Here is a 12322-nt window from a genome sequence, read left to right as displayed (position 1 = left end):
GGCCGAGCGATCAGGTTTCGTCTTCGACGACATTCCTGAGCACGCCGAGGCGTTCGACCTCGATCTCGACGACATCGCCGGGCTTCATCCAGAGTGGCGGCTCGCGCCGCGCACCGACGCCCCCCGGCGTCCCGCTGACGATGATGTCGCCGGGCTCGAGCCGGGTAAACGTGGAGCAATATTCGATCTGGCGCGGGATATCGAAGATCATCTGCTTGATCCGCGCTTCCTGCATGACCTGCCCGTTGAGGCGGGTCTCCAGCTTGAGCTCGTCCAGCGGGCCGAGCTCGTCAGGCGTCATCATCCAGGGCCCGAATGCGCCGGTGTCCGGAAAATTCTTGCCCGGCGTGAACTGATGCGTGTGACGCTGGAAGTCGCGGATGCTGCCGTCATTGTAGCAGGAATAGCCCGCGACATGATCCATGGCGTTCGCGCGCGAGATGTAGCGTCCCGCCTTGCCGATGATGACGGCAAGCTCGCCTTCGAAATCGAGATGGGTCGAGACGCGCGGCCGCAGAATCGGACGCAGATGTCCGGTCTGGCTGTTGGCGTAGCGCGAGAAGATGGTGGGGTGTTCGACCTCGGAGCGGCCGGTCTCCTTGCGATGGGTCTCATAGTTCAGGCCCACGCACAGGATCTTGTCGGGGTTCGGGATGACCGGCAGCCAATTGACTTTCGAGGTCGGAACGACAGCGGCCTTGGATTTTGCTTCCGCAACACCTGACAGCCCGGAGCCGATCGCCGTCTTGAGGTCGGCATAGCGCGATGCCAGCACAGTGCCGACGTCCAAAAAATTCTCGCCTTCGACGATGCCCCAGCTGGTGCGGCCGTCGATCGCTACGGTGGTTAGTTTCACGGTGTTCTCTCCATTCTCAGATCGGAAATCTTGTTGAGCTCGACTGGAACGTCACGACGACGCACATCGATCTCGCGCAGGAGACCATCGAGCTCGGTGATATTGCGCGCGGTGCCGAAAACGTAATGATCGGGCCGGACGATCGCGGCGATGACACCGTGACGGTCGAACCAGTTCGCCAGCACCTCCTCGGTCTCTTCGAGCGCGTTCGGCGCAACGGCGCCGGCAGGCGCGACTGCTGCCCCAGATATGTCCGGACGCGCGGCGCAGAGCGAGAGCAAGGCGGCAGCATCATTGCTGCGACCGTCGACGAACAGTCGCCAGCCAGGTCCGGTCAATTCGTCCAGCAAGCGAACCGTATTGCCGCTGGCGATGCGCGGCTGTGGAAACAGGCTTCCTCGCGCTGGCATTTCGTGCTGCGCCAGACATCCTGCGCGCAAAGGCGGGATGATTTCCTGCCGCGTCAGGAGCAGCGGCTTGCCGCCACCGTCTGCCAGGATTTGCGCATCGCGCCGCCGGGCCGCCGCCGGATCGCGCTCGCAGATCGACCGTCCGATCGCCTTGATCTTGCCGGTCAGCTCGATGACGTGCTGCTTGCGTTCAACCGTGTAGCTGTCGAGCAGGCTGTCGGATGACACGCCCTTGAGCACCCGATCCAGCTTCCAGACGAGGTTGGTGGCGTCACGCAGGCCCTGACACATGCCCTGTCCGATGAAGGGAGGTTGCTGATGCGCGGCGTCGCCGGCAACCAGGATCCTGCCGTTGCGCCAGTCGGCAGCGACGAGGGCATGGAAGCGATAGGAGGCTGCCCGCCACAAATCTCCGTCACCCGGCGTGATCCAGGGCGAGAGCAGCTTCCAGACATTGTCGGGCCGCTCCATCTGCTGCGCGTCTTCGCCCGGCAGCAGCATGATCTCCCAGCGGCGGTGGTTCTTCGGGCCAATGAGGAAGCTCACGGGGCGCGCCGGATCGCAGAATTGCGCGGAGCATTGCGGCAGGCGGGCAAGCGCGCTCTCGTTCACGCGCATGTCGACCACCAACCAGGGTTCGTCGAAGATGAGATCCTCGAGGCCAAGACCTGCGATCTGCCGAACGGCGCTCGAAGCGCCATCGCAGCCGATCACATAGCGCGCAGTTACGGAACGGTGCCGTCCATCGCTGTCCTTCAAATGTGCCTCGACGCGATCGGACGTTTGCACGAGATCGAGCAGCTCGACGCCGAGCTCGACCCGCACATTGGGGAAACCGGTCGCGTGACGGCGTAGCTCGGCCTCGACCTCGGGCTGGCTGAACACCATGCTCGGGGTGTAACCGAGCGGATAGGGTTTTGCGACCATGTCGATGCGCCGGATCAATTGGCCGTCGACGCCAAAATGCTCCGATGCGGTGAAAGGCTCGATATAGGGCGAGACCGCATCAGTGAGGCCCATATTGTCGAAATGGCGAAAGATCTCGTGGTCGAGCGCAATCGCGCGGGGCTTGTCGTACACGGCGGCGAGCCGGTCGATGACCAGCGTGCGATGACCGAGGCGGCCAAGCTGGCCTGCGGCAACGGCGCCGGTCGGCCCGAAGCCGACGACGAGCACGTCGTAGTCGCTGGCGCCGGCCATATCCGTCATGCGCGAGCCGCCGTGACGATGGAGGTTGCGAAGGGAACGGCGAGCTGCGCTGTTTTGCAAGCGTCAGACTTGGGCGGCGCAATGCCCCACTGGTCGGTTCGTCCCGGCGGCCAGACCCAATCGCCTGGACCCTTGGCGACGTAGCTGTCGTCGATCTGCAAGACTTCGGCGGTGTATTCGATGACGGCACCGGCCGGATCGACGAAATAGGCGAACACGTTGTCGCCCGGGCCGTGACGGCCGACGCCCCAGCCGATCGGATAGCCGTGATCCACCATGCGACCGGAGCCGCGCATGACCGACTCCAGATTGGGCATCAGGAAGGCAACGTGATTGAGGCCGTTCACCGGGGCTTCCGCAAGCACGACCGCATGGTGATCATCGTTGCAGCACAGGAACGCCATCAGCTTCGACCGGTCCGACAGCCGAAAGCCCAAGGTCCCCTGGTAGAAGGCCGAGAGATTTTCGATATCGGCGCTGTTGATATTGACATGCGCTAGCCGCTCGGGGCGATCAGCGATCATGCGCGGCGGCTTGGTACGATCGGCATGGACGAACTCGATGGCGCATCCCTGCAGTTCGCGAACCACAAAACTCATCCCGCCTGACGGCGCAGGCGATGGCGCGGGCGAACTGATAACCTCGCAGCCGGCTTGCCGTGCACGCGCGAAAAGGCGGTGCAAATCCTCCTGTGAGCGGGCGCGAAAACTGATCTTGCGGAGCGACGTCGCCTCGCCCGGTGTGAGCTCGAGAACGTGGAAGTCGCTGCCGGTTGCGGCGAGGTAAACCGTGCCGCCCGCTTCCGCCGCGACGTCGAGGCCCCAGACTTTTGTGTAGAACTCGACCGAACCGGCGAGGTGCGGCGTCGTGATCTCGACGCTGCGCAGGGCCGTCAGCGGAAAGTCGGGCATGGGGCTTCCTTGTCAGGGAACGCGAACATCAACCCATTAATATGTATAAAACTTCCCGTAAATAGAAAATCTATAAATTCTTGGTCGCAGATCTGATAATGTACATAAATATCGCGATTCCCTTGGGATGCCCATGAGCCCTGACCTGCCAAGCCAGAAGGTGGACCAAGCGGCGACGCTGGCGACCACGATCTATGCGCGCCTCAAGGCCGACATCCTGACCACGCGGCTCGAGCCGGGACGCAAGCTGCAATCGCGCTTCCTGATGGAGCAGTACAATGTCGGGCAGACCCCGCTGCGCGAGGCGCTCAATCGTCTGACGGCCGAAGAGTTCGTCGTCGGCATGGAGCAGCGCGGCTTCTATGTGAAGGAGGTCAGCAAGGAGGAGCTCCAGGAGCTGACCAAGACGCGGTGCTGGGTCGAGGGTCTCGCGCTCGCTGAGTCCATGCAGAATGCGACACAGGCCTGGGAAGAGGCCCTGCTGGTTGCGCATCACCGGCTCGATCGTACGCCGCGCTCACTGAAGCCCGACACATTCGAAGACAATCCGGATTGGGAGAAAGTGCATCGCGCGTTCCACGCGACGCTGATCGATCTCTGCGGTTCACGGCCGCTGCTTGGCTTTTGCGAGCAGCTCGCCGACCGGCTCTATCGCTATCGCATGATATCGATTGCGAAGGCCTATCCGGCGCGCAAGGTCGGCGCCGAGCACAGCGACATCCTTCAGGCGGTTCTCGCCAGAGACAGCGAGCAGGCCGTGCGTCTGCTTCAGCAACACTATCAGCGCACCGCCGACGTCATCTATTCCGACCTCGATGGATTGCTGGCGTAGCTTCGTCGCGGGAAGGCGGTGATCGAGCTAGCGCCAATAATTGTTGGCGGCTGCGACGGTCGCAAATTCGACAGCTATGACGTGGCTGGCGGCGATCAATCCATGGGGATCGTGAGCATATTGGGCGCGCCCCGCTTTCAGAGTTTCCAATTCGCCTTGCATGGCATGGATCGAGTTGCGAGCCAGCATGACCGCCAAGGATCTGCCTTCCTCGGGTGTCTTAGTAATCAGCGTATTGTCGGGGACCAGAGGTCTTTGCGGTACTTGTGTCATGAATCAAATCTCTTCTTCAAAACAAACATGCCTTCATCTTCGGCATTTATCGGAGTAGTGCGCCGATCGCACCCCTTGGCAAGAACTCCATCACCCGCGTTTGTCATTTCGCACGAGCCTGTTCCGGGGGTGTTAGCAGCCATGAAACACCGGCTCCTCGATTTCGGTGCAGGGCCCAAGTCTGACGTTTGCACCTGAAACGCGCGCCTGGCTTCAAAGCGCGATTGCGAGCAAAGCGTAGGCACGGACTGCACAGTTACGAGCATTGTAGGAGGTGAACAGCATTGGATAAGATACCGCCGTCGCGAGCGCGACTTTCTTCCAGAAAGACGGATCGCGCACGGTTTTCGCAAGGGATGCACGCATGCTATTCAAGTCCGTAAGAGCGCTTTCGCTATTTTTCGCAGTTGCTGTTGGAGCGCCCTCCTCCCTTGCGCAAGATGCACCTCTGATCCTCAAGGCCGCCGGCAACGGCAGCACGTTTACGCCTTATGCCGAAGGCCTCTCCAAGTATTTGGCTTCGAAAGGCATCAGAACCGAGGTCAAGCGCAGCTCCGGCTCGAACGAGAATCTGACATCCGTCGATGAATCCGCGACGACGTTGGGTACCGTATTCATGGGATCGGCCTATGACGCGGTGAAAGGAACAGGTTGGGCGGCGGGCCACGCGCACAAGAACGTGCGCGCATTGTTTCCCATGTACGAAACGTCATTTCAGATAGCGGCGCTTCGCAGCCGTGGGATCTCTTCGCTGGCCGATCTCGATGGCAAAACGATTGGCGTCGGTCCGGCGAACGGCCCGCCGGAAGTGTTTTTCCGCGCTGCAGCTGAAATTGCGAAAATCAAACCCATCATCGTCAATGGCGATCCGGCCGATCAGGCGCAACAAGTCATAGACGGCAAGATCGATGCGCTTTGGCAGGGCGCGCGGGTCCCCATCATTCCCTTGGCAGCCATCGCCGATAAAGCTGATGCGGTTGTCTTCGGGCTGACGGAGAAAGAGCTTACCGACCTGCTGGGCTTCCTACCGCAGCTTTCGCGGGCCACCATTCCGAGCGGGAGCTATAAGGGACAGGCGGCCGCGATCAAGAGCGTCTCGGGATGGAATTTTGTCGTGGCCAACAAGGATTTGCCAGACGATATCGCCTACGCCATCACCAAGGCCGTCCTGACCGCTTCAAATCCGCAATCGCAGATTTATTCCGGAGCCGACGGGACGCTTGCCAAAAACGCTCCCTATAATCGGGTCGTACCATTTCATCCTGGCGCCCTGCGCTTTTACAAAGACGCAGGCATCCAGATCCCCTCACCCTAGTACGAAAGCGCAGTCGGCTCCTGTCTTCATTGATGACGTCATGCGCGCTCACGGGGGCGAAGCGCCCTCTCCCCGCATGGCGATCGAGGACGCGCGGCGCTGGACCGCCTGCCTGGCGCGGCAGTCCGCGCCGGCTCCCGCGATCAGCGCGAGCGCTTCGGCAATTTTGGAAGCCTGTCGGGATTGAACGCCGGGACCTGCCCGGTTGGTTCAGGTGAAGACGCCGGTCATGCCCGTGCCACCTCTCGCGGTGGGGCAAGACGGAGCGGCTCGAGACGAACCCGCGACGGCGTCGCCCGCCGGCGCGGGATGAAGAGGCTGGCAACGACGATCGGATCGGTATCCCCAAGAGCGGCCCGCTCCTGGACGAGACCGCTCATGACGACGCGCATCTTCATGACCTCCTGAGCCACGAAGGTGCAGTCCTCGTCCCGGTTGATCTGTTCGTGCATGATGGCCTCAGCCTCACGCATGCTGACACGCAACGCTCTGATAATTCGCCGGATTTCGTTGATGCGGTTGTCCATGGCAGGCTCCTTGGCTGGACGAGCAGCATAAGAACAAATCATGAACAAATAGTCAAGGGATCACCGGCTGATTTCTTCGGTGACATCATGTCGGCGAACCGCTTTTCACTCTCCATGTGATCGAAGTGAGCCAGCATGATTTCAACCGCTTCGGTCAGGCGAGACCGCTCATCACGCCTCCCCGCCTCTATCAGAACGTCACCCGCATCCCCGCATAAAACGCCCTCGGCCTAGCCGGGCTGAGCGAGCGCAGGTCGTTGAAGCCGCCGCCGGTGGTGAAGTTGGGCAAGGCCCCCGTGTCGAAGAAGGTGCCGTAGGTGGCGTAGCGTTTGTCGAGGACGTTGTCGACGCGGCCGTAGAGCTGAAAATTCTTCGTCACCTGATAGGAGGTGTGGAGATTGAACACGGTGTAGGACGGCAGCTTCGAATACTGGTTGGACTCGTCGCCGACGATGTATTGGCTTGAGACGAAGATCGCGTTGCCGCCGACCTTCCAGACATCCGTCACCGCATAGTCGACGCCGACCTTGATGCGGTGACGCGGGATCGCGGGAATCTGGTTGCCGGGCGAGACCTGGATGTTGCCGTCGCCATCGGCGAACGGGCTGTTGGAGCCGAGGGTCAATGCGTCGAGGAAGCGGGCATCGACGAAAGCGTAGCTCGCCTGGAACTGGAGCGTCGGCGATTTGATGTTGACCTCGGCTTCCAGTCCCTGCCGCCGGGTACGCCCGACATTGGAGAAATAGCCAAAGCCGGTGCGACCTGGAACGGGTATGGCGAGGATGTCATCGTAATTGGTGGCACGGAAGCCGCCGATCTTCCATCCGAGCGTGCCGATGTTCAGCTCCTTGCTGCCGCGCAGGCCCGCTTCCACCGTCTTGGACACGACCTGCTTCAAAGGCGGGTCGGAGACAAGAAACGCCGCGATGAGGCAGGGATTGTTCGGATCGGCGCAGCCGAGCTCGAGCGGCGTCGGCACGCGGTTGGCCTCGGAATAGCCGGCATAGGCCGTCAGCTCGGGCGTGATCTTGTAGGTGCCGCCTATGACGGGATTGAAGCGGGTGAAGGTGTGATCGCCGTTGAGGGCGGTGCCGAGCTGATCCTCCAGCGAGATACGCGCCACGTTGAAGCGGCCGCCGCCGGTGATGGCGAAAGCATCGGTGACGTTGAACGTGTCCATCGCGTACAGGCCGTTATACTGGTTGACGGTCCGCAGCGAGACGGGACCGGCCAAGCCGGTGTCCGGCGTGCCGGTCGGCCCGAGGAAGATGCCGCTGCCGCTGACGACGTAGTTCTCTCCGATCGAGCCGATCTCGGCGGTGGCGTTGTAGCGCGTGACACTCGCGTCATACGTTGCGCCCATCACGAAGCGGTTGTCGTGGCCGAGCAATTGATCGGTGTTGGTGGCCTGCCCCGACACACCGAATGTGGTCGATCGTATCGAACCTCGATCAATCTCGCCGAGGATCGTCCCGGGCGCGAAGGGATTGGCAAGCTGTGCGCCATTGCCGCCGTTCGCTGGCGTCGCGCCGTCGCTGAAGCACAGCAGTGTCGCATCGGCGGTGCACTCTCCGACGTTGGTCGGATTGCCGTCGACGATCTTCTGCTCGAACCTGCGCACATGGGCGTTGCCTTCAAGCGTCCAGGTCGGCGTCGCGTCGGCCTTGGCGGTCAAATTGAGATAACCGACGCGGTTGGAAGTGGTCTGCGGTGTCGTGTAGGTCGCGCCCCAATATTTATCGAGCAACTCGGCGGGAACGGTGGCGCTGGCACCGAAATCGTTCTTGGCGACCCCCATGTTGACGTGGAATTCGCTGTCGCCGGCCTTGTAGCCGACATCGCCGTAGAAGCGCCGCACGTCCGATTGCGAGAAATTGCGGAAACCGTTGTCGTGCAGGCCTTCGAGCGCGGCGTAAACGCCGTAGTTCTTGTCGACGGTCTTGCCCCATTGCGCCGAGCCCTGGATGCGGCCGAACGAGCCGCCCATCAGATCGAGCTCGGCGCCCTGATAGGTGAAGCCGTCCTTCATTTGCAGATTGATGGCGCCGCCGAGCGCATTGAGGCCGAAGGCGGGATTGTTGGTGACCAGCGTCACCGACCGGATTGCCGCGGTCGGGATCAGGTCCCAGTTGACGGCGTCCGAGAAGGCCTCGTTGATGCGGACGCCGTTCTGGTACACGGCGAGGCCTTGCGGCGTGCCCACCACGGGCGAAGCAACAAAGCCGCGGAATTCGACATTTGGCTGGAACGGATTGCCGGTGACTTCGCTGATGCTGACCCCGGGGATGTTGTCGCGCAGCGCATCGGTGACGTTGAGCGAGCCGGTGCGCTTGATCTGGCTGGCATCGACGGCGTTGACCGCCGACGGAACCTTGTCCACGTCGAGACCTCTGCCGGTGCCTGGCGAGGTCGGGTAGACATACAGGCGTGTCTTCGGACTGGCGGACCCGGACGCCCCTATACGCGCAACAGGCCGCGGCAGCACGGGACGTCTCACCGTTGGCGGCGGCGCCGACACCTCGACCGCCGGAAGATTTTGAACGTTGGTCTCTTCGTCCTGCGCGGCCCCGGCATGGCTCGCAAAGACCAACCCCGACAGCAGCCCCGTCGACACCGAGGCCATCAACGCACGACGCTTGAATCCAAGACGTTTGAACCGAAGGCACTTGCCCATCCCTGTATTCCCATCCGTGACCACCGGCTGTTTTGATTTTCGCCGTTTGGTCGAGACGAGTGTAATCAGCAGTCGCAATCCCGCCAGCCACAAAAGGTCGGGCGATATCCGCACCCGTTTTCCCGACTAAATCGGGAATTTTTCCCGATTTGCCTGCGAAGCGATCAGGCCGCCGCCGTCGGCACCAGCGCCTCAACGGTCAAGCCGCCGTCGCCGGACATGACGTTGAGGGTGCCACCCAAGGCCAGGATCCGCTCGCGCATGCCGACGAGGCCGAAGCCCAGCTTCTGGCCCGGCTCCATGCCGCGGCCGTTGTCGCTGACCCGCACCCGGGCACAGCCACGGCCATCGCGCGTCAACTGGTCCGCGGGCTCGATGACGACGTTGACCGCGGTCGCGCCGGCATGGCGGAACACGTTGGTGAGCGCCTCCTGCACCACGCGATAGATGGTGAGATCGGCGGTCTCCCCGGTCGCGCCCAGCTCCGGCGAAATCGTGGTTTCGATCCTCACGTCGGGATGCGCTTCCCGCCAAAGCCGCGACAGCGATTCGAGCGCCTGGCCAAGGCCGAGCTCGGCAAGGCCCACGGGCCGGAGCCGCTCCAGCACACGGCGGGTGAATTGCTGGAGCGCGTTGATCTGCTCCAGCAAGGCGCTGCCGTGTTTTCGTACGGCGTCCGCACTCGGGGCGCGCCCATCCGCCTGCTTTGCCAAAGCGCTCGCGTGCGCGCGCAGCGAGAACAGATACGGCCCGAACTCGTCATGCAGCTCGCGCGCGATCTCCTTGCGTTCGACGTCCTGGAGCGACACCGCGCGCTCTGCCAGGAGCCGCTTTTCCTCCACCGCTTCGCCGAGCGTCGCCGCAAGATGATTGAGTTTGGCGCAGATCGCGGCAAGCTCCGGCGCACCGCCCGGCGTAACGCGCGCGTCGTAATACCCGCCCTCGATCTCAGTCATGGTCTGCGCCAAAGACTGCAGCGGCGCGAGCGCGCGGCCGACCACATTCATCATCACCAGGAACAGCGCGAGCGCGATCACCGAGCCGACTTCGAGCTGGGTCACGATGGCGTCCCATATCTCGGCGATCTCGTCATCGGGATGCGCGGTGATCACCAGCGAGCCCGGCTTGCCGTGCACCGAGACGGGCACGCTGACCGCGGTCTGCTCGGGATGAACGAGACTGACGAACCAGGCCGGCGGCCCGCGCGCGTCGTCGTCGGTATCAGGGCGCGGCGGCGTCAGCGGGTTCCCGCCGGAATCCTGAAGCGCGATGCTGACATGGCGCAGTCGGCTGAGGTCGCGCGCGATCTGGTTCAACTTGGCATCCGGATCAGGCGCCTCGTTCAGATCCGCCACGATCATCTCGATGAATTCACGGGCAAGGCGGATCACGCTCTGGTCCTCGGCCTGCACGCGCGGCCCTGCCTCCGCGACCTGGCGGCCGATATTCACCGCGAGCCCCAGTGCCAGCAAAAGCGCCAGCAGCAGGTTGATGCGCGCGCGCAAGGAAAGATTTTGCCACATTGGTGCCGCCTGCTACCTGCGAAGACTCGCTTGCGCCTGCCCGATGGCGTTGACAGAGGCGAAGCGCCCGATATCTAATCGAAAGCGTACAGCAATCCCGGCCGAGCGCGAAACAGGCCAAGACGCTGTCACGGGGAACGCCTATGCGCATTCTGATCGTCGACGATCATCCCATTGTCGCCTCCGGCTGCCGTGCCGTGCTGGCCGACGAGGGCGAGATCGAGATTTTGGAGGCCGCCGACGCCGAAGACGGCGAATGCGTCTTCATTGTCGAGCGCCCCGACCTCTGTGTCATCGACATCAACCTGCCGACCGTCTCCGGCTTCGAGCTGGCGCGCCGCATCCTCGAGCGCTCCCCCGAGGCTCGCATCATCATGTTCAGCATGAACGATGACCCTGCGTTTGCCGCGCGCGCGATCGAATGCGGCGCCAAGGGCTATGTCTCCAAGACCGGCGACCCCGACGATCTCGTCGAGGCGATCCGTACCGTCGGAAGTGGCGGCACGTACTTGCCGAGCGCGATCGCCCGCAGCATCGCCTTTGCGGGACCCGCGCTGGCGCAAAGCCCGCTCTCCAAGCTGAATGCGCGCGAGATGGAGATTTTGCGGCTGCTCAGCGCCGGCAAGAGCCTGTCCGAGATCGCCTGGCTGGTGCAATCGTCGTACAAGACGGTGGCCAACACCTCCTCGATCATGCGACAGAAGCTCGGCGTCAAGACCTCGGTCGAGCTGGTGAGGCTGGCGATCGACAGCGGCGTCGCCTGACGACACGCGCCGCGGCAAATTCGATCACACAAATTCGGTCACACAAGCGTTGCAATGTTGATGTGGTTAGATGCCACCGGAGCTTAAGGCATGACGATTCAGACTGTCTCGACCAATACGGCCTATGGCGGCGTGCAGGGCGTATACCGCCACGCCAGCGAGGCGACCGGAACCGACATGGTGTTCTCGGTCTATGTTCCGCCGCATGCGGATGGCGCAGAGCTCCCCGTGGTTTGGTATCTCTCCGGCCTCACCTGCACCCATGCCAACGTCACCGAGAAGGGCGAATTCCGCAAGGCCTGCGCCGAGCTCGGCCTGATCTTCGTCGCGCCCGACACCTCACCGCGCGGGCCCGACGTGCCGGGCGACGCCAACAATGCCTATGATTTCGGCCTCGGCGCCGGCTTCTATGTCGATGCGACGCAAGAGCCGTTTTCGCGCAATTATCGCATGTGGAGCTATGTCACCGACGAGCTGCCCAAACTCGTGGCGGGAAATTTTCCCGTCGATGCCAAGCGGCAGTCGGTGATGGGCCATTCGATGGGCGGTCACGGCGCGCTGACGGTGGCGCTGCGCAATCCGCATCGCTATCGCGCGGCCAGCGCCTTCGCCCCGATCGTGGCGCCATCGCAAGTGCCCTGGGGCATCAAGGCGCTGACCGGCTATCTCGGCCCGAACAAGGACGCCTGGCGCAACCACGACACGGTCGCGCTGATCGAGGACGGCGCGAAATATTCGGGTTTCCTGGTCGACGTCGGCGAGGCCGACAATTTCCTCAAAGAGCAACTCAAGCCGGAGCTGCTGGAGGCCGCCTGCACCAAGGCGAACATCCCGCTGACGTTGCGGCGTCAGCCGGGCTATGACCACAGCTATTATTTCATCTCGACCTTCATGGGCGACCATCTGCACTGGCATGCGGAGCGGTTGAAGGGGTAGGGATCGTTTGCTGCTTTCTTCCTTCTCCCCTTGTGGGAGAAGGTGGCGCGAAGCGCCGGATGAGGGGTTGTCTCCGCGAATTCAAGTGAGAG

Annotated in this window: 11 protein-coding genes; 4 read left to right on the top strand and 7 right to left on the bottom strand. The window is 62.7% G+C overall.

Translation table 11 applies throughout. The features are described 5' to 3' along the window. Nucleotides 1-10 precede the first annotated feature (10 nt). From BMW89_RS03125 to BMW89_RS03115, 3 genes are read right to left on the bottom strand one after another with little or no spacing between them, the layout of a single operon-like run. Nucleotides 11-856, bottom strand: coding sequence for a fumarylacetoacetate hydrolase family protein (locus tag BMW89_RS03125; protein WP_092022576.1), 846 nt, complete (start codon nt 854-856; stop codon nt 11-13). Further along, nucleotides 853-2475 carry a bifunctional 3-(3-hydroxy-phenyl)propionate/3-hydroxycinnamic acid hydroxylase gene (locus BMW89_RS03120; protein WP_092022574.1) on the bottom strand — a complete coding sequence of 541 codons (1623 nt, stop codon included), beginning with the start codon at nt 2473-2475 and terminating at the stop codon, nt 853-855. The genes BMW89_RS03125 and BMW89_RS03120 overlap by 4 nt, the downstream gene beginning before the upstream one ends. Continuing rightward, nucleotides 2472-3386, bottom strand: a complete 915-nt coding sequence (locus tag BMW89_RS03115) for a VOC family protein (RefSeq protein WP_092022572.1) — start codon at nt 3384-3386, stop codon at nt 2472-2474. The genes BMW89_RS03120 and BMW89_RS03115 overlap by 4 nt, the downstream gene beginning before the upstream one ends. A 133-nt stretch (nt 3387-3519) precedes the next feature. Between BMW89_RS03115 and BMW89_RS03110 the strand changes: the two genes are divergently transcribed. After that, nucleotides 3520-4218 (top strand): GntR family transcriptional regulator, encoded by a 699-nt coding sequence (locus tag BMW89_RS03110; protein ID WP_092022570.1) that lies wholly within the window; start codon nt 3520-3522, stop codon nt 4216-4218. 27 nt (nt 4219-4245) lie between these two features. Here BMW89_RS03110 and BMW89_RS03105 read toward each other — a convergent pair whose 3' ends face one another. Beyond that, nucleotides 4246-4491, bottom strand: a complete 246-nt coding sequence (locus BMW89_RS03105; RefSeq protein WP_092022568.1) for a hexameric tyrosine-coordinated heme protein — start codon at nt 4489-4491, stop codon at nt 4246-4248. 364 nt (nt 4492-4855) lie between these two features. Here BMW89_RS03105 and BMW89_RS03100 point away from each other — a divergent pair, with 364 nt between their 5' ends. Further along, nucleotides 4856-5806 carry a TAXI family TRAP transporter solute-binding subunit gene (locus BMW89_RS03100; RefSeq protein ID WP_092022566.1) on the top strand — a complete coding sequence of 317 codons (951 nt, stop codon included), beginning with the start codon at nt 4856-4858 and terminating at the stop codon, nt 5804-5806. A 227-nt stretch (nt 5807-6033) separates the two neighbouring features. Here the strand turns inward: BMW89_RS03100 and BMW89_RS37715 are convergent, their stop codons facing one another. The 3 genes from BMW89_RS37715 to BMW89_RS03085 all read right to left on the bottom strand — a co-directional run bounded on the left by BMW89_RS37715 (nt 6034) and on the right by BMW89_RS03085 (nt 10530). Beyond that, entirely contained in the window at nt 6034-6333 is a 300-nt protein-coding gene (locus BMW89_RS37715; protein ID WP_177195786.1) for a hypothetical protein, read from the bottom strand. A 190-nt stretch (nt 6334-6523) separates the two neighbouring features. Next, on the bottom strand, nt 6524-9007 hold the full coding sequence (locus BMW89_RS03090; RefSeq protein WP_092022564.1) for a TonB-dependent receptor: 2484 nt from the start codon (nt 9005-9007) through the stop codon (nt 6524-6526). Nucleotides 9008-9171: 164 nt separating this feature from the next. Further along, nucleotides 9172-10530 carry a histidine kinase gene (locus BMW89_RS03085; protein ID WP_092022563.1) on the bottom strand — a complete coding sequence of 453 codons (1359 nt, stop codon included), beginning with the start codon at nt 10528-10530 and terminating at the stop codon, nt 9172-9174. A 143-nt stretch (nt 10531-10673) separates the two neighbouring features. On the opposite strand from BMW89_RS03085, the gene BMW89_RS03080 reads away from it, so the two are divergent. Together BMW89_RS03080 and fghA are read left to right on the top strand one after the other, a co-directional pair. Continuing rightward, nucleotides 10674-11294, top strand: coding sequence for a response regulator (locus tag BMW89_RS03080; protein ID WP_092022561.1), 621 nt, complete (start codon nt 10674-10676; stop codon nt 11292-11294). A gap of 90 nt (nt 11295-11384) precedes the next feature. Further along, the gene (gene fghA, locus BMW89_RS03075; RefSeq protein ID WP_092022558.1) at nt 11385-12230 is read left to right on the top strand and encodes an S-formylglutathione hydrolase; all 846 of its coding nucleotides are present in this window, start codon (nt 11385-11387) and stop codon (nt 12228-12230) included. Nucleotides 12231-12322: the final 92 nt, after the last annotated feature.

Source organism: Bradyrhizobium sp. OK095, from assembly GCF_900109945.1.
Classification (GTDB): domain Bacteria; phylum Pseudomonadota; class Alphaproteobacteria; order Rhizobiales; family Xanthobacteraceae; genus Bradyrhizobium.
Note: the sequence above shows the minus strand (reverse complement) of the source record. Positions and strands in the feature narration are given on the sequence as shown.